The organism is Citrobacter sp. RHB35-C21, from assembly GCF_013816515.1.
In the GTDB taxonomy this organism is placed as follows: Bacteria; Pseudomonadota; Gammaproteobacteria; order Enterobacterales; family Enterobacteriaceae; genus Citrobacter; species Citrobacter braakii.
The window spans coordinates 3,403,177-3,423,851 of sequence record NZ_CP057147.1; the positions used below are offsets into that span (position 1 = coordinate 3,403,177).

Genomic DNA, 20,675 nt, shown 5'->3' on the forward strand with positions numbered 1-20,675 from the left:
CAACAGCACCGGGTTGCCCCGGCACTGTTGCTGTATGGATTAACAGGAGTGTAATCAAACTGCGTCGATTTTGCACCTGTTCCGTGTTAGCGCGTCTTAATTACCAGACGATTGCTCTGTTTGACTTCTTCCATTACGACATAAGTACGTGTGTCATTCACGCCCGGCAGACGCAGCAGGGTTTCCCCCAACAGCTTACGGTACGCCGACATATCCGGTACGCGTGTTTTCAACAAATAGTCGAAATCACCGGAAACCAAATGACACTCTTGAATTTCTTCAAGTTTTTGTACTGCAGAGTTAAATTGCTCAAACACATCCGGGGCGCCACGATTCAGAGTAATCTCAACAAAAACCAGAAGTGATGCATCCAGATAATGCGGGTTTAACAGCGCTGTATAGCCCTGAATAAAACCCTGTCTTTCCAACCGACGCACACGCTCAAGGCAGGGCGTTGGTGAAAGTCCCACACGTTTAGAAAGCTCGACGTTAGAAATACGCCCATCCTTTTGCAGCTCATTAAGAATGTTACGATCGATACGGTCGAGATCTTTGCCAGGGCGCTTCTTACTATCTACCATTATTATTGTCTCTCTGTATTCCTTCCCTACTCCTGCCTGACTCTACCAACATCACTGTTCAGAGTCGCTACCCATCAAAATAAACCGCAACCCAGAGGGATTTTCGGTTTGTAATGCCTGGGCTTATGGTGAGAAGACCGTTGCCTGTCGGCGGCTATCGACATCACGAATGGCATCTGTCCACACCATGCGTAGATTTCGCTAACACGGTAAACATGGTATCTACATGCATGATTATGCAGCACATACATGACACATTTTTTTTCTTCCTTGACTGTTTTCGCAAAACAGCAGGTGATTGTCAAAGCAAAACATCAATTTTTAGTACAACATGCCAGTTATTCATTCGCAGCGATGGAAAATCGTCATTTTATCACCTTATAACTGACCGATTTTTAGTAGAAATCGTTATAGTATTACGACTTATTCCCCCGCTCATCGGTTTCTGCTATTACACAAATTGTTAACAAAATCGCCATACTCTTTTTTTACGCCTGTAAATTCCCTACAATCCTGCTCATTGCCTGCCAACAACTATGGGGATCTCATGGGCGCAACCAAACACAGTAAACTTCTTATTCTGGGCTCAGGCCCTGCGGGATATACCGCTGCGGTCTACGCTGCACGCGCTAACCTGCAACCGGTACTGATTACCGGTATGGAAAAAGGTGGTCAACTGACCACAACAACAGAAGTGGAAAACTGGCCTGGCGATCCGCACGATCTCACTGGCCCGCTGCTGATGGAGCGTATGCACGAACATGCGACCAAATTTGATACAGAAATCATTTTTGATCACATCAGCAACGTTGATCTGCAAAACCGCCCTTTCCGTCTGACCGGCGATAGCGGAGAGTACACCTGTGACGCACTGATCATCGCTACCGGCGCTTCAGCACGTTACCTGGGCCTGCCTTCAGAAGAAGCATTCAAAGGCCGCGGCGTTTCCGCCTGCGCAACCTGCGACGGTTTCTTCTACCGTAACCAAAAAGTTGCGGTGATTGGCGGTGGCAACACTGCGGTTGAAGAAGCACTGTATCTGGCGAATATCGCATCTGAAGTGCATTTGATTCACCGTCGCGACAGCTTCCGCGCTGAGAAAATTCTCATCAAGCGTTTAATGGATAAAGTTGAAAACGGCAACATCGTGCTGCACACCCACCGAACGCTGGAAGAAGTAACCGGCGATCAAATGGGCGTAACCGGGCTGCGCCTGCGCGATACGCAAAACACTGACAATGTGGAGTCACTTGACGTTGCCGGATTGTTTGTCGCTATCGGTCACAGCCCGAATACCGCCATTTTCGACGGTCAGCTTGAACTGGAAAACGGCTACATCAAAGTTCAGTCCGGTATTCACGGTAATGCCACACAAACCAGCATTCCGGGGGTCTTCGCAGCCGGTGACGTGATGGATCATATTTATCGCCAGGCGATCACCTCTGCGGGCACGGGCTGTATGGCCGCGCTTGATGCAGAACGTTATCTCGACGGTCTGGCGGACGCTTGCAAATAAGTTTTACAAATCAGTAACAAAAGTAAAAAAGGCGACTATAAGTCGCCTTTATTTTTGCCTCGTTGTAACATTGCCCTGCCCAAAAATTCCAATAACTCACCTGCTAAGCGTGCAATGAATAAAACCCGTCAAAAAGAGCTGACCCGCTGGTTAAAACAGCAAAGTGTAATTTCCCAACGATGGCTGAACATTTCACGCCTGTTGGGGTTCGTGAGTGGTCTGTTAATCGTCGCTCAGGCCTGGCTCATGGCCCGCATTCTGGACCATATGATCATGGCCAATATTCCCCGAGAGGCGCTACTGCTTCCGTTCATCGTGCTGGTATTGATTTTCATCCTGCGGGCATGGGTCGTCTGGTTACGCGAACGGGTCGGGTTTCACGCAGGGCAACATATTCGCTTTGAAATTCGCCGCCAGGTGCTTGACCGTCTGCAACAGGCTGGTCCGGCCTGGATACAGGGCAAACCGGCCGGGAGCTGGGCCACGCTGATCCTGGAACAGATTGACGATATGCATGATTACTATGCACGTTATCTGCCGCAAATGGCGCTGGCCGTATGCGTCCCATTATTGATTGTGGCGGCGGTATTCCCGTCAAACTGGGTAGCCGCTCTTATTCTGCTCGGAACGGCCCCGCTGATCCCGTTATTTATGGCAATGGTCGGAATGGGCGCTGCCGATGCTAACCGCCGCAATTTTCAGGCTCTTGCCCGCCTCAGCGGTCATTTCCTCGATCGTCTGCGGGGCATGGAAACGCTAAGAATATTTGGTCGCGGTGAAGCCGAAACGGAAAGCATCCGCGCTGCGTCGCAAGATTTCCGCCAGCGCACCATGGAAGTCCTGCGCCTGGCGTTCCTGTCATCCGGTGTCCTTGAGTTCTTTACCTCTCTGTCTATTGCGCTGGTGGCGGTTTACTTCGGTTTTTCCTACCTCGGAGAGCTCGATTTCGGCCACTACGGGACAGGCGTCACGCTGGCAGCAGGCTTCCTCGCGCTCATTCTGGCGCCGGAGTTTTTCCAGCCCCTGCGCGATCTGGGCACGTTTTATCACGCCAAAGCGCAAGCCGTTGGTGCAGCTGATAGTCTGAAAACCTTCATGGAAACCCCGCTGGCTCATCCAGAGCGTGGCGACATTGAGCTGGCGACGAAAGACGCCGTTTCAATTGAGGCACACGATCTGATTATCACTTCGCCGGAAGGTAAAGTGCTGGCCGGCCCGCTCAACTTTACCCTGGCTGCCGGTCAACGCGCGGTGCTGGTTGGACTCAGCGGTTCCGGTAAAAGTTCGCTGCTTAATGTCCTGTCCGGTTTCCTCCCTTATCGGGGATCGCTGCGAATTAACGGCTTTGAACTTCGCGACCTGTCACCTGATTCCTGGCGTAAACAGCTATCATGGGTCGGGCAAAATCCGCAGCTTCCTGCCGCCACGTTACGCGAAAACGTTCTGCTGGCTCGCCCCGATGCCAGCGAAGAACAGCTACAAGCCGCACTCGACAGCGCCTGGGTCAGCGAGTTTTTACCGCTGCTGCCGCAGGGCGTGGATACGCCAGTCGGCGATCAGGCGGCCCGACTTTCCGTCGGGCAAGCGCAGCGCGTTGCCGTTGCTCGCGCCTTACTCAATCCCTGTCAGTTACTGCTGCTGGATGAACCCGCCGCCAGCCTTGATGCGCACAGCGAACAACGCGTGATGCAGGCGTTGAACGCGGCATCTCGCCGCCAGACCACGCTGATGGTGACGCACCAGTTGGAAGATCTTGCCGACTGGGACGCTATCTGGGTGATGCAGGACGGACAGATCGTTGAACAAGGTACCTGGACCGAACTTAGCTCAGCCAACGGGGCTTTTGCGACATTACTGGCTCATCGTCAGGAGGACATCTAAATGCGCGCTTTGCTACCTTATCTGACGCTGTATAAACGTCACAAATGGATGTTAACGCTGGGGATCGTTCTGGCGATCGTCACGCTGCTGGCAAGTATTGGCTTACTGACGCTTTCAGGTTGGTTCCTGTCGGCTTCTGCGGTGGTTGGCGTCACCGGGATTTACAGCTTTAACTATATGCTCCCTGCCGCAGGCGTACGCGGCGCAGCGATCACCCGCACCGCGGGGCGTTATTTCGAACGACTGGTCAGCCATGACGCAACATTCCGTGTGCTGCAGCATTTGCGTATTTATACCTTCAGCAAACTACTGCCGCTCTCTCCTGCGGGCCTGTCCCGTTATGGACAGGGTGAATTACTTAACCGCGTGGTGGCTGATGTCGACACGCTCGATCATCTGTACTTGCGCGTGATCTCCCCGCTGGTGGGGGCTTTTGTCGTCATCATGGTGGTCACGCTGGGGCTAAGCGTTCTCGATTTCACGCTGGCTATCACCCTCGGCGGTATTATGCTGCTGACCTTATTTATTCTGCCCCCACTCTTTTATCAGGCAGGCAAAAGCACCGGACAAAGTCTGACGCATCTGCGTGGGCAATATCGTCAGCAGTTAACCTCCTGGCTACAGGGCCAGGCTGAATTGACCATTTTTGGCGCCAGTGAACGCTACCGCGCTCAAATGGAAGCCACCGAGCTGCAGTGGCACGAAGCCCAGAGACGCCAGTCTGAATTAACGGCGTTGTCGCAGGCGGTCATGCTGTTAGTCGGCGCGCTGGCAGTGATTATGATGCTATGGATGGCCTCAGGCGGCGTGGGCGGTAACACCCAGCCAGGCGCACTGATCGCGCTGTTTGTCTTCTGTGCACTAGCCGCGTTCGAAGCGTTAGCGCCTGTCACCGGCGCGTTTCAGCATCTCGGCCAGGTCATTGCCTCTGCGCTGCGCATCACCGAACTGACCGAACAGCAGCCAGAAGTGACCTTCCCGGATGCGGGTTCCTCGGTTTCAGAGCAGGTACCCCTTACGCTACGCGATGTGTCATTCAGCTATCCAGGACAGGCGCAAAAGGCGCTCGATACACTTTCCCTGCAGGCCAACCCCGGTGAACACATTGCGATTCTCGGTCGCACCGGCTGTGGTAAGTCAACGTTATTGCAATTGCTAACCCGCGCATGGGATCCGCAGAGTGGCGAGATCCTGATTAACGAACAGCCGATTGCGACCCTTAGTGAAGCCACGCTGCGCCAGAGTATCAGCGTCGTGCCACAGCGCGTGCATCTGTTCAGCGCTACGCTTCGCGATAACCTGTTGCTGGCGGCACCGCACGCCGGCGATGACGCCTTAACCGCGATGTTGTGCCGCGTCGGTCTGGACAAACTGCTTGAGGATGATGGACTCAACGCATGGCTGGGCGAAGGCGGTCGTCAGCTTTCTGGCGGCGAGCTCCGTCGTCTGGCTATCGCCCGCGCCTTATTGCACGATGCTCCGCTGATGCTGCTGGATGAACCTACCGAAGGGTTGGATGCCACAACGGAAAGTCAAATGCTTGAATTAATTAGCGATGTCATGCGCAACAAAACCGTATTAATGGTTACACATCGTCTGCGTGGGCTGTCACGTTTTGATCAAATAATAGTAATGGACAACGGACAAATTATTGAGCAAGGTAATCACGCAGATCTGTTAGCCAGGCAGGGGCGTTATTACCAGTTTAAGCAACGTCTGTAAGCTATTATTGAACGATCAAACTCGCGTAGTGGAGTTTCGCTGTCATGCGCCTGGTGCAACTGTCCCGCCATTCCATAGCCTTCCCGTCACCGGAAGGCGCTTTACGCGAGCCTAACGGTTTATTGGCGCTTGGCGGCGATCTCAGCCCTGCCCGCTTGCTGATGGCCTATCAGCGCGGTATTTTCCCATGGTTTTCACCTGGCGACCCTATCCTTTGGTGGTCGCCCGATCCGCGCGCCATTCTTTGGCCCGAGAAATTTCACCTCAGCCGCAGCATGAAACGCTTTCATAAAAATTCGCCTTATCGCGTGACGCTCAATTACGCGTTTGGTCAGGTGATTGAAGGCTGCGCGAATGACCGGGAAGAAGGCACCTGGATAACGCATGATGTGGTGGAGGCTTACCATCGCCTGCACGAACTGGGGCATGCCCACTCAATTGAGGTGTGGCGACAAAATGAATTAGTGGGCGGTATGTATGGCGTGGCGCAAGGTACGCTGTTTTGTGGCGAATCGATGTTCAGCCGTCAGGAAAATGCGTCCAAAACCGCACTGCTTGTTTTTTGCGCTGAATTTATCCATCAGGGCGGAAAATTAATCGACTGCCAGGTATTAAATAGCCACACAGCCTCGCTGGGCGCCGTCGAAACACCGCGTCGGGAGTACCTTGAGCACCTGAGCAGACTGCGCCAGCAGCGGCTACCGAGCCATTTCTGGATTCCCAGGACGTTATTTTCACCTCAGGAGTGAATGTTTTCGGCACATTTTTTGTCGGGGTGTTATAATTGTCGCGCAGAGTTGGTTTAGCCCATTACCCCGCCGCCGTTAAGGAACAGTTCGCGTCAGGCAACGCCTATCGTTTATCTCCTCGTTCCCTTACACGTTGCGCTTTAAGTGCGGCTTTGCCGTGTGTGGATAGAGTAATGCGCCAAACCCGATTTGCTGTGTTTTAAACGCACAAATCTTTACTTATTAAAAGAACTTCGGCATTATCTTGCCGGTTCAAATTACGGTAGTGATACCCCAGAGGATTAGATGGCCAAAGAAGACAATATTGAAATGCAGGGTACCGTTCTCGATACGTTACCTAATACCATGTTCCGCGTAGAGTTAGAAAACGGTCACGTGGTTACTGCACACATCTCCGGTAAAATGCGTAAAAACTATATCCGCATCCTGACGGGCGACAAAGTGACTGTTGAGCTGACCCCGTACGACCTGAGCAAAGGCCGCATTGTCTTCCGTAGTCGCTGATTGTTTTTAACGCCCGAATGGCGTCCAGATAATAAAAGGTCGGTTTAACCGGCCTTTTTTGTGGACTGAGGCCTGGTATTTAATCCTCAATCATCCGCGCATATTCTTCCGTTAAGAAATCCACTAATGCGCGCACTGACGGTAATAATCCCCTGCGTGATGGAAAGACTGCGTGAATAATTTCTCGCTTAGGTTCCCAACCGTCGAGCAACGCCACCAACTCACCCGCAGCTAATTGATCTTTTACCATTAACTGTGGAAGTTGAACAACACCTACGCCGGCGACTGCGGCTTCGCGTAACGCCAGCATATCGGTGGTGATCATACGCGGCGTGAAATGCACCTCCGCCCGCGCGCCCTGCGGGCCGAATAACTCCCAACGATGCACATGTTTACCAGAGGCCAGACTCAAACCTGGCCAACGGGTCAGCTCTGCCGGAGAGTGTAGCGCCCCCATCTGCTCAATTAACTGCGGGCTGGCATACAAGCGATGTCCTCTGTCCGCCAGGACGCGCATCACCAGGTCGCTATCCTCAAATGGCCGAGGTCTGACGCGAATCGCCACATCCAGACCTTCTCCAACGACGTCAACACGACGGTTAGTGGCCTCCAGTTGTACTGATACGTCAGGATAACGTGCCATAAAACGGGCAAGCATTGGCCCGATATGCACATGCAGCAACGTAACAGGACAAGTCAGCTTCACAACGCCACGCGGTTCAACCTGTAACGCGGCAATGGCATCCTGCGCCGCCTGCGCCTCCACCAGCATCGCCTTACAGTGTTCGTAAAAGGTTTGCCCGACTTCAGTCACGTTAAATTGCCGGGTGGTTCGCTGAATCAGTCGTACCCCTAGTCTCTCTTCGAGTTGCGCTATTCGTCGGCTCAGTTTTGATTTAGGTTCATCAAGCGCCCGACCCGCCGCCGCGAATCCCCCTTCCTCTACAACATGCACAAACCATGCAAAATCATTGAGATCCGGCCTTGTCATTTCATTGTCCTATTTTTGAGACAGTGAGAGCTATTTTAGCTACTACCCAGCTCGCTGTCATGAATATAAGCTTATTCACATCAAAACAACGCCACTGAGGAGACACATATGAAACAAGTAACAGGCGTCTACACCGCACCTCGCCCACACTGGGTTGGCGATGGATTTCCGGTTCGCTCGATGTTCTCTTACCAGTCTCATGCTGAGCAATTAAGCCCGTTCCTGCTGCTTGATTACGCGGGTCCGCATACGTTCACGCCGGGTAACGAAAAACGCGGCGTAGGTGAACACCCTCACCGCGGTTTTGAGACGGTGACTATCGTTTACAGCGGCGAAGTTGAACACCGTGATTCAACCGGTCGCGGCGGCATTATCGGCCCTGGCGATGTGCAGTGGATGACCGCTGGTGCAGGAATATTACACGAAGAGTTCCACTCCCCGGAATTTACCCGTCAGGGCGGTGAACTGGAAATGGTGCAACTGTGGGTCAATCTGCCGGCAAAAGACAAAATGGCCGTACCGGGTTATCAGGGCATCAGCAGCGATGTTATTCCCACCGTCGCCTTGCCCGATGATGCAGGCAGCGTTCGCGTGATTGCGGGCAGCTATCAGGATACGAAAGGCCCGGCACATACCTTTTCACCGCTGAACGTCTGGGATATGCGCCTGCAACGTAATCATCCGCTGACGTTGTCCCAGTCTGAAGGGTGGAGCACCGCTCTGGTGGTATTAAAAGGGAATATCACCGTAAACGGCACCACGCCTGCCAGCGAAGCACAACTGGTAGTGCTAAGCCAGCAGGGAAAAACGCTACACATTGAAGCCACCAGCGACGCCAGCGTGCTGCTGCTGTCTGGCGAACCGTTGAACGAGCCGATTGTAGGTTACGGTCCGTTTGTGATGAATACGAAACAAGAAATCGCTGAAGCCGTCCGCGATTTTAACTCCGGCCGCTTTGGCCAAATCTGAATCGAAGGAGAAGAATATGTCCAGTCCTGCAAACTTTAATGGTTCACGCCCGGTCATCGATGTGAATGATTCCGTCATGCTGCTTATCGATCATCAGAGTGGGCTGTTCCAGACCGTCGGCGATATGCCAATGCCGGAACTGCGTGCGCGTGCCGCCGCGCTGGCTAAAATTGCAACCCTGGCGAAGATGCCGGTAATTACCACGGCGTCGGTACCGCAGGGGCCTAACGGCCCGTTGATCCCAGAGATCCATGCCAATGCGCCACATGCCCAATACGTAGCACGTAAAGGCGAAATCAACGCCTGGGATAACGAAGACTTCGTGAAAGCGGTCAAAGCAACGGGTCGTAAGACGCTGATTATCGCCGGTACGATCACCAGCGTGTGCATGGCGTTCCCGGCCATCAGCGCGGTTGCGGAGGGCTACAAGGTCTTCGCAGTGATCGACGCTTCCGGTACTTACAGCAAAATGGCGCAGGAAATCACCCTGGCACGTGTTGTTCAGGCTGGCGTGATACCGATGGATACCGCCGCCGTCGCTTCTGAAATTCAGGGGACATGGAACCGTGAAGACGCCGTTGAATGGGCGGAAGTGTATACCAAAATCTTCCCGGCTTATCAGTTGCTGATCGAGAGCTATAGCAAGGCCCAGGAAGTCGTGACCAACGGCGAAAAACTGGACTCGCAGCGCTAATCATATTCTCCGCGCCTGTCCGGGCGGAGGAATATGTACATTGCGTAACCAAACGAGAGTTAACACGTAAATTCTGCTTGACCGTTTTAGCGCAACTCCCTATAGTAGCGCCCCGTTGCCCCCAAGCGGTCAGGCAGCAATACAATATGGTGAGGTGTCCGAGTGGCTGAAGGAGCACGCCTGGAAAGTGTGTATACGGCAACGTATCGGGGGTTCGAATCCCCCCCTCACCGCCATATTCGAGAAAGAGCTCGTACGCAAGTACGGGCTTTTTTTCGCATGTTGCACGCCTGCGGGGGGATGAGAAGCCCCGACCGGGGGTCGACAACTGGCGCAGCCAGTTGGACAGACTGAGAGCGCAGCGAACGGGCTGCCCGAAGGGCGAGCGAAGCGAGTCAATCCCCCCCTCACCGCCATATTCGAGAAAGAGCTCGTACGTAAGTACGGGCTTTTTTTTCGCATGTTGCATTTGCCTGATAAGCGTCACGCCATCAGGCATGTCGGTTATTGTCGGCTGAGCAGTGTTAACACTTCGTAATGCGCGGTATGTGGGAACATATCAAAAAGTTGGACGCGTTCAATGCGATACCCAGGCAACTCGCGGATATCCTTCGCCATGGTTTGTGCATTACAGCTGGAGTAAACGATAAAACGCGGTGCCATGCGGGAGAGAAAATCGCACAGCGGCTTCCCAATCCCCCGACGAGGCGGATTCACCAGCACCAGGTCCGGCACTTCTCCCTGCGCGGTAGCAAACTGGGTTGAATCCAGCGCCTGAAAATGCAGATTCTGCAACCCAAGCTCCTGCGCCGACTGTTTCGCACAGGTAATGGCCTCTGGCGCAATTTCAATACCCGTCAGTTTCATCTGCGGCGTGGCGCAGTGCAAACCAAAACCCCCGACGCCGCAAAACAGATCCCACATGTGATTAACCGGAAGCTGACGAACCCAGTCGCGCGCCGTGGCATATAAATGCCCAGCCACGACTGGGTTGGTCTGGAAGAAGCTCTGTGGGCGTATCCACAATGGCACATCGTTAAAGCGTTCAGCCAGCGCCTGTTGTTCCGTCAGGAAGATTTCGCTCTCCCCTTCCATAATCGCCATATGCACAGGTTGAATATTGGCGGTGATCACTTTTAATTGCGGAAGCTGCGCCTGTAACCATGGCAGCGCCGTACGCAGTTGTGCCAGTTTCGCATCGGAGCGCAGAACAAAACGCAGCATCATACCGCCATCAAACCGGCTTTCCGTTAACAGCAGATATTTCAGCTCCCCGCGTTTGCGCGCCACGTTATAGGGCGTCAACCCCGCACGGGCGATAAACGGTTTAAGTGCGGCAAACACCGGCGCAAAAGACTCAGGATAGAGCGGACACTCGCACAAATCCTCCGGCGTACCGTCACGATGCAACATCCCCAGCAGCGGTTTTTCCACGCTGCCGCTGACCACCATTTTAGCTTTATTACGAAAAGCGCTCTCCGGGCCGCTGACCGGCGCGCACCATTCTCCGACCGGATAATCGGCCAGCAGATTCTGCAGATCGGCTGTTTTGGCGAAGAGTTGATCGGCGACAGGCTGCGTTATCCACTGACAAGAGCGGCAGCGTTCGGCGTCATAAAGTGCGCAGTACATACAAAAACCTACAAATTAACAGGGGGCGAAGATTATACACGTTATTGCAAGCGGAAGAACCGCCTGCTGGACGCAGGAACAAACAGCAGTAGCAACACCAGCATATCCGGTAATTTTTGCATCACCAGCGTATGCAGGATTTCACGTCTGGACTCTCCCGCAATACTGAACAGTTCCGGATATCCATAGCCCAATGAGGCCGCCCACAGATAGACGCTGGCGATAATCTGGGTCAGTAGATAGACCCAGCGTGCCCAGTTCCGACCTTTAACCAGCGAAAATGCGCAGTAAATTTCGATAAACAGCAGCACCAGGCTACCCAGAAACACCAGCGTCAAATTCCAGGTCTGGACGCTGCGATGAATAAACTCGCTGGTTCCGCGAAACCCGAGCGTATTAAAAATCATCAACAGATCGAGACAGCGGATCATGATAATAGCCAGCGCAGCCACCTGCACTAAAGTAGGGACGTTTAAACGGGCATGTGATGTGGATGATTTCTTAAAAAATCCCAACGCGTCGTCTTCCATGAAAACGGCGCAGCCACCGCAGCTGCGCCGTATAGACAGGTTGGCAGATTTTAGTTTTTTCAGCCGCGTCTTGCACGTTGGATATCGCGAATCCGTTGTTTTTCTGTTCGCGCCATCAGATACCACGCGATAAATCCGATAATTCCTACCACGCCAAGTATCAACGTCGCCAGCGCGTTGATCTCCGGATTGACCCCCATACGTACGCTGGAGAACACCAGCATGGGTAACGTTGTAGCGCCAGGACCAGAGACAAAACTGGCAATGACCAGGTCATCGAGCGACAGCGTAAAGGCCAGTAACCACCCTGAGATCACCGCCGGCATAATCATCGGCAGCGTGATGACGAAAAAAACCTTCAGCGGCGTGGCACCAAGATCCATCGCCGCTTCCTCAATGGAGTGATCCAGTTCGCGTAAACGCGAGGAAATCACTACCGCCACGTACGCTGTACAGAATGTGACGTGCGCCAGCCAGATGGTCAACATACCGCGATCCGCTGGCCAGCCGATGGCGTGCGCCAAAGCCACAAACAGCAGCAGCAGCGACAAACCGGTAATGACATCCGGCATCACCAGCGGTGCGGTGATCATAAAGGCGAAACCATTTGATCCACGAAAACGACCAAAGCGCACCATCACCACGGCGGCGATGGTACCGAGAATTGCCGCCATCGTCGCAGCGCAGGCGGCAATCGTTAAGCTCATGCCGACGGCGCTTATCATCGCGCTATCGTGGAAAAGCTCACCATACCAACGCGTTGACCACCCCGCCCAGACCGTCACCAGCTTGGAACTGTTAAACGAGTAGATAACCAACATCAGCATCGGCGCGTACAGGAAGGTAAAACCCAGTACCAGGATAAAAATACGCCACGGCGAGCGAACGACCGGTAAGTTATTCATCCGTGTTCCCCCACGCTTTTTTGCTGATATTTATGAAACCACATGATCGGCACAATCAGTAACAGCAGCATAATAATGGCGACGGCAGAAGCCACCGGCCAGTCACGGTTATTGAAAAATTCCTGCCAAAGCACGCGCCCAATCATGATGCTGTCCGGGCCGCCCAGCAGTTCCGGGATAACAAACTCCCCAACCGCCGGAATAAACACCAACATTGACCCAGCGATAATCCCGCCCTTGGTCAACGGCACGATCACGCTAAAGAAGGTTTTCAATGGTCGGGCGCCTAAATCCAGTGCCGCTTCCACCAGCGAGTAATCAATACGCGTCAGCGCGGTATAAATCGGCAGCACCATAAAGGGCAAATAGGCGTAAACAATACCGATATAGACCGCCAGATTGGTGTGCAGAATCGTCAACGGTTGGTCGATAACGCCCAGCCACATCAGAACGTTGTTCAGGACACCGTTATTTTTCAGGATCCCCATCCAGGCGTATACGCGAATCAAAAATGACGTCCAGGACGGCAGGATCACCAGCAGCAACAGAATATTGCGTGTCGAGGGTTTGCTGTGCGCGACCGCCCATGCCAGCGGATATCCCAATAGCAGGCAACAGACAGTCGAAATCCCCGCTACCTGCAAAGATTGCAGATACGCATCAAAATAGAGCGGATCGTCCGTCAGTTGCAGGAAATTGCCTAAATTGAGGGTGATGGATAACTGGTCGTCAGCCCATGAAATGAGGTCGGTATACGGCGGAATAGCCCGCGCCATTTCAGCCAAACTGATTTTGAAGACGATCAGAAACGGCAGCAGAAACAGGAGCATCAGCCACACATACGGCAGCGCGATGACCAGCTTGCGCCCGTGCTTCATTTGCAGCCGCGACATAAACAGCGTGAAACGCCCCACGTGATCCACGCGCGCCGGAGGTTCAAGTGTACTCATCTTCGCTCCTTAAACCGTCAACACCACACAGCTGTCCGCATCCCAACATAAACGGACTTCGTCACCCCAGGTGGGTAATCCCTTGCGATAACGATGTTCATTTTGTAGCTGAGCGCTCAGCATCTGGCCGCTTTTCAAACGTACGTGGTACACCGACAAATCCCCCAGATAGGCAATGTGCACCACTTCGCCTACCGCGAAGTTATATCCCTCTGGCGGAGGGGCTTCGCAGAGCATGATTTTTTCCGGGCGCAGCGCAACATACACCGGGACGTTATCGACAACGGAAGCGTCTGCGTCCACTTTCAGCGGATGTACCAGTCCTGGAGACTCAATAACCAGACCATCTTCCTGACGTTCTTTCAGCAGTCCTTCAAAGACGTTAACCGAACCGATAAATTCTGCACTGTAACGCGTAGTCGGATGCTCGTAGATCTCTTCAGGCTCGCCGATCTGGACAAATTTGCCACGGTTCATGATCGCAATGCGACCCGCCATCGTCATGGCTTCTTCCTGATCGTGCGTCACCATCACGCAGGTCACGCCGACACGTTCAAGGATATCCACCACTTCCAGTTGCATGCGGTCACGGAGCTTTTTATCCAGCGCCCCCATCGGTTCATCCAGCAGCAGCAGCTTCGGGCGTTTCGCCAGGCTACGCGCCAACGCCACGCGCTGACGCTGACCGCCAGAAAGCTGATGCGGCTTACGTTTGGCGAACTCCTGCATATGCACGAGGCCCAGCATCTCACTCACCCGGCTGGCGATTTCAGCCTTTGGCAGCTTGTCCTGCTTGAGGCCAAAGGCAATGTTCTGCTCTACCGTCATGTGCGGAAACAGTGCATAGGACTGAAACATCATATTAATCGGACGCAGATAAGGCGGAACATGCGCTAAATCGACGCCATCAAGCATAATTTGCCCGGTTGTTGGCTGTTCAAATCCCGCCAGCATCCGCAACAGGGTCGATTTACCGCAGCCGGACGCCCCGAGCAGAGCAAATATTTCGCCTTTGTAGATAGTAAGATTGACGTCATCAACGGCGTGCTGACCGTCAAAGGACTTGGTCAGGTTGCGAATTTCAAGCAGCGGGGTCAGCGCCTTGCGGATTTTCGCTTGTGGGCGTGGGGTTGCATCATTCAATTAGGCGCTCTCCGGCATAAAACAAAGAAACGGTGCAAATAACGCACCACGGTGGTGCGTATTGCCGGGTTATGTGTGTCCGGGATCAACACTGCCCGGCAGGCGTAAATCCTGCCAGGTCACGTCCCGTACATCGGGTTATTTCCCGCTTTTTACCTTCGTCCAGGCGCGAGTACGTACACGGTCGATCTTCGGATCCTGTACTTTCAGCGTGAACAGCTTGGCGCGAACATCCGCAGGCGGGTAAATGCCCGGGTTGTCGCGAACGTCCTGGCTGACCAGTGCTGTCGCTTCTTTGTTGGCATTGGCATAGAACACGTGGTCAGAAATATGCGCAATTACATCAGGGCGCAGCAGGTAGTTGAGGAACTGATAGGCTTCGTCTTTGTTTTTCGCATCGGCTGGCATCGCGAACACATCAAAGAAGGCCATCGCACCTTCCTTAGGAATTGAGAAGGAAATATTGACGCCATTTTTCGCTTCTTTCGCCCGGTTTGCCGCCTGCCATACATCCCCGGCCCAACCAATCGCCACGCAGGTATCACCGTTTGCCAGGTCGTTAATGTACTGCGAGGAGTGGAAGTAGCGAATGTTCGGGCGCAGTTTCAACAGCAGATCGGTTGCCGGTCCGGTGTAATCATCCGCTTTGGTACTGTTTGGATCTTTACCCAAATAATTCAGCACGGTGGCAAACACTTCTTCGGGCGCGTCGAGGAAAGAGACGCCGCAGCTTTTTAGTTTTTCCAGATTTTCTGGCTTGAGGATCAGATCCCAGCTATTAACCGGCGCATCCGGCCCCAGTACCGCTTTCACTTTATCCACGTTATAGCCAATACCGGTTGTTGCCCACATATACGGCATCGCAAACTTGTTGTCCGGATCGTGTTTACCCACCAGCTTCAGCAATTCAGGATCGAGGTTTTTCCAGCCAGGCAAATTGCTCTTATCCAGCGGCTGGAAGACGCCCGCGGTCAGTTGACGCTCAAGGAAACTGGCGGATGGAACGACAAGGTCAAAGCCGGTACTGCCAGCCATGAGCTTACCTTCCAGCACTTCATTGGAATCAAATACGTCATAGATAACTTTAATTCCGGTCTCTTTTTCAAAATTAGCCACCGTATCCGGGGCAATATAATCAGACCAGTTATAAATATGCAGCGTTTTTTGTTCAGCAGCGAGCGTGCCAGCAGAGATGGCCATCAGAGCACCCGCAACCAGGCCTGGTAACCATCGTTTATTTAAGGCGGTCATAATCTCTTTCCTTCTGAAAGTTCGTTAACAAACGAACAAAAATGTCACACTCTAATGATATGCAAGAAACGTGCATATTCTATCAAGCGGCACCCATGAAAAGAGAGGCCTCTCCTCACGCCGCTACTGCGCGCTGTTATCCGCCCATGCATTCAATATGCATTGTGGCCACAGGTCAGGCCACAAGGGGCTGTTTGAATGATGACGTTGATAAGCTTCGCAAGAATAACTTTAGCCAGGATTTGTGGATATAGCCCAGATTAAAAAACGTCTTTTATCAATTTTTTATGCATGAATTGTCTATGACATACAGCGGAAGGCGCTGAATGGAGGTGAATAATTCTTTAATGAACGGTTAAATGCAGAATAAAAACAGGCAATACGCAACCGCTTTGGCAGCGGCTGCGCAATATATGTCCAGATTCAGGAAGAATTAATGGAGGAAATGAACTTCGGCGTTGCTGTTTTGCGCATCTTCTTCAGCGTTAAATAACAGCTGATGCGCACCGGCCTCGAGGATCACCATCGATATTTGCTCTTCACTCTGGCGAACAAAATATTCGAACTGCTCAAACGTCACGCCCGGGATAACGGATAAAGACTGGCAGACCACCAGCTTTGGCAGATTATCATCCTGCATATCCAGAAAGGCTTTCACCGTCAGTGAACTGGCGTTAATCGCAGACAGATCGGCGGCCAGCGGCAGTAGTGCAGAAGGTCTGACTTCTGCCATCGCGGAAAACAGAATGACGTTATCGACCAAATCAACTTTTGCATCAAAGATGCCGTCAAAATTCTGCATGTGCGGCAAATGCAGCGCCTGACAGGTATCGCATTCAAAAAAACTCATGCCCAGGTCGTCGAGCCATTGACGCAACGTATCCAGAGTGGGAACGACCAGTGATGTCATAATAATGTGCGACCTCTATTGATGAAAAAAATACCGGCACAGCTTACGCAAAAAGAGCGTGTCATACTACGATCGCAATCGATATTGTGCTTAGCCGCCGATTTTAAGGCAAAATTCAGGCGTAGCGTGACGCTCAATCCACTGGATCATCTTGCCGGCAATGTCTATTCCGGTGGTTTTCTCCACCCCCTCCAGGCCAGGAGAAGCGTTGACCTCCATGACCAGCGGCCCACGTTCAGCACGCAGAATATCAACGCCAGCAACGTCCAGACCCATTGTCTGAGCGGCTTTGAGCGCAATTTCCCTTTCGCGCGGCGTGATATTCGCAATAGTGGCAACCCCACCGCGATGGAGGTTAGAACGAAAATCACCTTCTTTGGCCCGGCGCTCAATGGCGGCCACCACCTCGTCACCCACCACGAAACAGCGAATATCTCGCCCTTTCGCTTCTTTGATATATTCCTGAACCAGAATATGGGCATTCAACCCACGAAAGGCATCCACCACGCTTTCTGCGGCCTGGCGCGTTTCCGCCAGTACCACGCCGATCCCCTGCGTACCTTCAACGAGTTTCACCACCAGCGGCGCGCCGCCAACCATGTCAATCATGTCGCTGGTATCGTCCGGAGAGTGAGCAATCCCGGTGATGGGTAAATCGATTCCCTGACGCGCCAGCAGCTGCAGCGAACGCAGCTTATCGCGCGCACGCGTAATCGCTACCGACTCATTCAGCGGATAGCTACCCAGCATCTCAAACTGGCGCAACGCCGCGGTACCGTAAAAGGTAATCGCTGAACCAATCCTTGGAATCACTGCATCGAAATGAGGAAGCTGGCGGCCCTTGTAATGAATAGAGGACGCCGCCGGGCTGATGTTCATATAGCAAGAAAGGGGATCGATAATTTCAACCAGGTGACCACGCTGCATCGCCGCTTCACGCAGGCGTTTACAAGAATAGAGCGTTCCGTCCCGGGACAAAATGGCAATTTTCACCCTGCACCTCTCTGAATGACCTGGTAAAAGCTGGCATATCATACACTGCGTTAAAATCTTTATCGCGTAGCCCACCCCTGTTTATGCAAATATTCCAGGATAAAGGGGCCACTTTCTTTAATGGTGGTGCGGCGAAGAGTGATGTTGTCGGATTCCTTGACCACGCACAGGAGATGATCCGCTATCACGCCCCCCAGAGGGCGTGGCGAATAACAACGCTATCGGGTTGGTATCACACGTCGAGTTCCTCAAAACGGTTAACTGGGAGGGTGTGATACAAGCGAAACGCTGTGTGGGGCTTATGCCCCGCCACCAGATAATCCTGCCTTTCCTGATTATCCTGGTGTGTTGTATCGATATCGTTTCATTCCGCAACAGTTCATTTTCCAATCATTCAGTTTCGAGTAATAAAGTAATGTCAGGATATGTGATCTAAAACAAAATTTCATTTTTCACAAGTCACTAGAATACCCCGCAAGTGGTACGACCAATTTACAGTTTGTTACACGGACTAAAAAAATAAATGAAGAGCAACTCTAAATTAATTGCCCTGGTAATTTCTGCATTAATTACCGCAAGTAGAACACAGAGATATTTTTTCTGATATGGCATTGGCTAATATTAACACTAAGCTTTTGCCAAGGAAGTTCTTAGCAAAAAATTAATTTCGCAACAGACAGCAGCGTAATTGAATATAGTGCAAGCATCGGAACCAAAACGCTTGTTTATGATGCTGGTGACTTTAATAAAGTGATTTAATTTTACGAAAAGCAGCAATCCCGTAATACCTGAAATAATTATAGCAATTAAAGCCCCTGGATTTGGGGCCGACCAAACTCACATTTAATTTATCAAAAAGGATATTTGTATGAACGCTGTAAAAAATCTGGTTGCTTTTACTATTCTGGCTTCTTTTGGTGTTAACGCTAACGGGTATATTATCCCGCATCAACCTGGAACGCCAGAATATGACTTGATGGCGAATGGCGTGATGGTTAATGGAGAATATCAGATCAACGGTGTAGCTGTTCCAGGTGTGAAAGTGGTGGACATCGGTCAGATGGGTTATGACCTCGAACAGGTTATAACCGATATGGAAAAACAGAAAGTAACTAACCAAGTCATTCTTGATGATGTTGGTTACGTGCAAAACATTGCTGAAACCGCGAACACCAACGCAACGGAAGCGCTGCGTAAGGTTGAAGATTACAAAGGTATTATTGATCTCAACACCAGTGATATCACCCAAATTAAACATCATCTGGATACGATGACTTCGGTCGATGTCTCCGGTAAAGCTGAACAATCTGATTTGACTGCTGTTTCTGATCGCGTTACCTCCACCGAAGTTAGCCTTACCAATATCAACACGGAAATGAACAACAAAGCAGATAAAGCTGATCTGGATGCGAAAGCGGATAAAACCGAACTCAACGCAATTAACGACCGTCTGAACAACTTGTCAGCAGTTGATGTTTCGAACAAAGCGGATAAAGCCGAAGTGACAGCGGCAATTTCTAACGCGGTTGCAGACAAGGTAAACCAAAACCAGGTTGATACCTCCATTGCGGAAGCGGTCGCGGGTAAGGTTGATAAAACGGAACTGGTTAAGGTAGCGGATACTGCTTCTAAGAATACTCAGATGGTAAACGAACTGAACGACCTGAAAGCGGATAAAAACACCGTCCAGGACGTAGCGGATACGGTAGGCGGTTTACAGAAGACCATGCTGGAAAAAGCTGATAAAGAAACCGTACATAATCTTTCTGTAGCTGTTAGCGGCAAAGCGGATAAAAGTGATGTGGACGCAGCGCACAGCAAAGCAGACCAGATCAACCAGATTTTGCACGGTGCAACATCCACGATGGGTACGGATTCAACGGGGGATATCGGTCTGATTGCAAAGGTTGATAAGAACACAACCGATGTTCAAAACGTGAAAACTGATATTCAGGTAGTTTCTACCCAGGTTTCGAGCATTGTTGATTCTGTAAACCAGGCAACAACCCAGGCAGCAGAAGCAAAATCACAGGTTGATATTGCTACGGTTAAAGCCGATGTTGCCCAGACCACCGCGAACAGTGCAGCCCAGACTGCTAGCAGTGCGCACAGCATCGCGAACACCGCTTACAACATGGCAGACACCACACAACGCCAGGTTGCAGGGTTCGACGGTCGTATTACTGGTGTTGAACAGGAAGTTAATGGGCTAAACAAGTCGTTCTCTGACCTGAAGGCTAAAGTTGACCGTAACGAGAAGAAAGCAAATGCGGGGATCGCAAGCGTTGCGGCGCTGGCTGGCCTCCCTACTGTTGCAGGTTCTAAATTCTCTTTAGGTGCGGCAACTGGTGGTTATAGCGGTGAACAAGCAATTGCGGTTGGTGTTAACTATAACGTTTCTGACCGTGTAGCGGTTAAAGCAGGTGTTTCCACCACGAGCGCTACACAGGTTGCGTACTCCACAGGGATCGCTGTGGGCTTTTAAATAAAGGATGGGGGGAATCCCCCCTAAGAAAAGAGAATCTTTATGAACTATCAAAAAAATATGGTGCTCTTATCGAAAAAAAGTAAGGCAAGGATATAAAGCAGCCTATAGATAATCCTTTTCGACAAAGTTAAACAACCCGAATGAGAGGAAAGAAAATTCGGTCTTCGATTCAAAGATTCAGCTAAATTTTTAGTGATGAAAGCATTAACTGGTCGAAATGGTGAAATTTCATTTTATGAAATTGAATTGTGTAATGACTCTTTCAC

General features: G+C 51.8%; 18 protein-coding genes, 1 tRNA gene and 2 pseudogenes. 10 read left to right on the plus strand and 11 right to left on the minus strand.

The window, feature by feature from the left end; translation table 11 throughout:
* Positions 1-86: 86 nt before the first annotated feature.
* Entirely contained in the window at positions 87-581 is a 495-nt protein-coding gene (gene lrp / locus HVZ39_RS16640) for a leucine-responsive transcriptional regulator Lrp (RefSeq protein WP_002439523.1), read from the minus strand.
* A 547-nt stretch (positions 582-1,128) separates the two neighbouring features.
* On the opposite strand from lrp, the gene trxB reads away from it, so the two are divergent.
* The 6 genes and pseudogenes from trxB (at position 1,129) to infA (ending at position 6,953) form a co-directional block, all read left to right on the plus strand.
* A complete protein-coding gene (gene trxB / locus HVZ39_RS16645; RefSeq protein WP_181628891.1) occupies positions 1,129-2,097 on the plus strand; it encodes a thioredoxin-disulfide reductase in 969 nt (322 codons plus the stop codon).
* 114 nt (positions 2,098-2,211) lie between these two features.
* On the plus strand, positions 2,212-3,978 hold the full coding sequence (cydD, locus tag HVZ39_RS16650) for a cysteine/glutathione ABC transporter permease/ATP-binding protein CydD (RefSeq protein ID WP_181632711.1): 1,767 nt from the start codon (positions 2,212-2,214) through the stop codon (positions 3,976-3,978).
* Positions 3,979-5,700 carry a cysteine/glutathione ABC transporter ATP-binding protein/permease CydC gene (gene cydC / locus HVZ39_RS16655; RefSeq protein ID WP_181632712.1) on the plus strand — a complete coding sequence of 574 codons (1,722 nt, stop codon included), beginning with the start codon at positions 3,979-3,981 and terminating at the stop codon, positions 5,698-5,700. It begins immediately after the preceding gene.
* 44 nt (positions 5,701-5,744) lie between these two features.
* Entirely contained in the window at positions 5,745-6,449 is a 705-nt protein-coding gene (aat, locus tag HVZ39_RS16660; protein WP_181632713.1) for a leucyl/phenylalanyl-tRNA--protein transferase, read from the plus strand.
* Positions 6,450-6,807: pseudogene (locus HVZ39_RS16665) on the plus strand (hypothetical protein).
* Positions 6,735-6,953 (plus strand): translation initiation factor IF-1, encoded by a 219-nt coding sequence (gene infA / locus HVZ39_RS16670; protein ID WP_002211347.1) that lies wholly within the window; start codon positions 6,735-6,737, stop codon positions 6,951-6,953. Before HVZ39_RS16665 ends, infA begins: the two are co-directional and overlap by 73 nt.
* A gap of 79 nt (positions 6,954-7,032) precedes the next feature.
* On the opposite strand, the gene HVZ39_RS16675 is transcribed toward infA, so the two are convergent.
* Entirely contained in the window at positions 7,033-7,944 is a 912-nt protein-coding gene (locus HVZ39_RS16675; protein WP_016152423.1) for a LysR family transcriptional regulator, read from the minus strand.
* A 108-nt stretch (positions 7,945-8,052) separates the two neighbouring features.
* Between HVZ39_RS16675 and HVZ39_RS16680 the strand changes: the two genes are divergently transcribed.
* The 3 genes from HVZ39_RS16680 (at position 8,053) to HVZ39_RS16690 (ending at position 9,843) form a co-directional block, all read left to right on the plus strand.
* The gene (locus HVZ39_RS16680) at positions 8,053-8,913 is read left to right on the plus strand and encodes a pirin family protein (RefSeq protein ID WP_016156102.1); all 861 of its coding nucleotides are present in this window, start codon (positions 8,053-8,055) and stop codon (positions 8,911-8,913) included.
* 16 nt (positions 8,914-8,929) lie between these two features.
* Entirely contained in the window at positions 8,930-9,607 is a 678-nt protein-coding gene (locus HVZ39_RS16685; RefSeq protein ID WP_181632714.1) for an isochorismatase family protein, read from the plus strand.
* A 148-nt stretch (positions 9,608-9,755) separates the two neighbouring features.
* Positions 9,756-9,843 (plus strand) — tRNA-Ser (locus tag HVZ39_RS16690).
* Positions 9,844-10,111: 268 nt separating this feature from the next.
* On the opposite strand, the gene rlmC is transcribed toward HVZ39_RS16690, so the two are convergent.
* From rlmC to HVZ39_RS16735, 9 genes and pseudogenes are all read right to left on the minus strand, one after another.
* Entirely contained in the window at positions 10,112-11,239 is a 1,128-nt protein-coding gene (gene rlmC / locus HVZ39_RS16695) for a 23S rRNA (uracil(747)-C(5))-methyltransferase RlmC (RefSeq protein WP_181632715.1), read from the minus strand.
* Positions 11,240-11,280: 41 nt separating this feature from the next.
* Positions 11,281-11,769 (minus strand): YbjO family protein, encoded by a 489-nt coding sequence (locus HVZ39_RS16700; RefSeq protein ID WP_016152418.1) that lies wholly within the window; start codon positions 11,767-11,769, stop codon positions 11,281-11,283.
* 59 nt (positions 11,770-11,828) lie between these two features.
* Positions 11,829-12,674, minus strand: a complete 846-nt coding sequence (gene potI, locus HVZ39_RS16705; protein ID WP_016152417.1) for a putrescine ABC transporter permease PotI — start codon at positions 12,672-12,674, stop codon at positions 11,829-11,831.
* A complete protein-coding gene (gene potH, locus HVZ39_RS16710) occupies positions 12,671-13,624 on the minus strand; it encodes a putrescine ABC transporter permease PotH (RefSeq protein ID WP_181632716.1) in 954 nt (317 codons plus the stop codon). Before potH ends, potI begins: the two co-directional genes overlap by 4 nt.
* A 9-nt stretch (positions 13,625-13,633) precedes the next feature.
* A complete protein-coding gene (gene potG, locus HVZ39_RS16715; RefSeq protein ID WP_016152415.1) occupies positions 13,634-14,767 on the minus strand; it encodes a putrescine ABC transporter ATP-binding subunit PotG in 1,134 nt (377 codons plus the stop codon).
* Between the two features lie 138 nt (positions 14,768-14,905).
* Positions 14,906-16,018: a spermidine/putrescine ABC transporter substrate-binding protein PotF gene (gene potF / locus HVZ39_RS16720; protein WP_181632717.1), complete on the minus strand. Its 1,113-nt coding sequence runs from the start codon at positions 16,016-16,018 to the stop codon at positions 14,906-14,908.
* Between the two features lie 433 nt (positions 16,019-16,451).
* Positions 16,452-16,928: a YbjN domain-containing protein gene (locus HVZ39_RS16725; RefSeq protein WP_016152413.1), complete on the minus strand. Its 477-nt coding sequence runs from the start codon at positions 16,926-16,928 to the stop codon at positions 16,452-16,454.
* 90 nt (positions 16,929-17,018) lie between these two features.
* Positions 17,019-17,921: a 30S ribosomal protein S6--L-glutamate ligase gene (gene rimK / locus HVZ39_RS16730; RefSeq protein ID WP_016152412.1), complete on the minus strand. Its 903-nt coding sequence runs from the start codon at positions 17,919-17,921 to the stop codon at positions 17,019-17,021.
* A 59-nt stretch (positions 17,922-17,980) separates the two neighbouring features.
* Positions 17,981-18,058, minus strand: a pseudogene (locus HVZ39_RS16735) (oxygen-insensitive NADPH nitroreductase); the annotation flags it as partial.
* Between the two features lie 731 nt (positions 18,059-18,789).
* On the opposite strand from HVZ39_RS16735, the gene HVZ39_RS16740 reads away from it, so the two are divergent.
* Positions 18,790-20,406, plus strand: coding sequence for a YadA C-terminal domain-containing protein (locus tag HVZ39_RS16740; protein WP_181632718.1), 1,617 nt, complete (start codon positions 18,790-18,792; stop codon positions 20,404-20,406).
* Positions 20,407-20,675: the final 269 nt, after the last annotated feature.

Coding starts and splice junctions, on each gene's coding strand:
- lrp (WP_002439523.1), bottom strand. CDS start 581: ATGGTAGATAGTAAGAAGCGCCCTGGCAAAGATCTCGACCGTATCGAT.
- trxB (WP_181628891.1), top strand. CDS start 1,129: ATGGGCGCAACCAAACACAGTAAACTTCTTATTCTGGGCTCAGGCCCT.
- cydD (WP_181632711.1), top strand. CDS start 2,212: ATGAATAAAACCCGTCAAAAAGAGCTGACCCGCTGGTTAAAACAGCAA.
- cydC (WP_181632712.1), top strand. CDS start 3,979: ATGCGCGCTTTGCTACCTTATCTGACGCTGTATAAACGTCACAAATGG.
- aat (WP_181632713.1), top strand. CDS start 5,745: ATGCGCCTGGTGCAACTGTCCCGCCATTCCATAGCCTTCCCGTCACCG.
- infA (WP_002211347.1), top strand. CDS start 6,735: ATGGCCAAAGAAGACAATATTGAAATGCAGGGTACCGTTCTCGATACG.
- HVZ39_RS16675 (WP_016152423.1), bottom strand. CDS start 7,944: ATGACAAGGCCGGATCTCAATGATTTTGCATGGTTTGTGCATGTTGTA.
- HVZ39_RS16680 (WP_016156102.1), top strand. CDS start 8,053: ATGAAACAAGTAACAGGCGTCTACACCGCACCTCGCCCACACTGGGTT.
- HVZ39_RS16685 (WP_181632714.1), top strand. CDS start 8,930: ATGTCCAGTCCTGCAAACTTTAATGGTTCACGCCCGGTCATCGATGTG.
- rlmC (WP_181632715.1), bottom strand. CDS start 11,239: ATGTACTGCGCACTTTATGACGCCGAACGCTGCCGCTCTTGTCAGTGG.
- HVZ39_RS16700 (WP_016152418.1), bottom strand. CDS start 11,769: ATGGAAGACGACGCGTTGGGATTTTTTAAGAAATCATCCACATCACAT.
- potI (WP_016152417.1), bottom strand. CDS start 12,674: ATGAATAACTTACCGGTCGTTCGCTCGCCGTGGCGTATTTTTATCCTG.
- potH (WP_181632716.1), bottom strand. CDS start 13,624: ATGAGTACACTTGAACCTCCGGCGCGCGTGGATCACGTGGGGCGTTTC.
- potF (WP_181632717.1), bottom strand. CDS start 16,018: ATGACCGCCTTAAATAAACGATGGTTACCAGGCCTGGTTGCGGGTGCT.
- HVZ39_RS16725 (WP_016152413.1), bottom strand. CDS start 16,928: ATGACATCACTGGTCGTTCCCACTCTGGATACGTTGCGTCAATGGCTC.
- HVZ39_RS16740 (WP_181632718.1), top strand. CDS start 18,790: ATGAACGCTGTAAAAAATCTGGTTGCTTTTACTATTCTGGCTTCTTTT.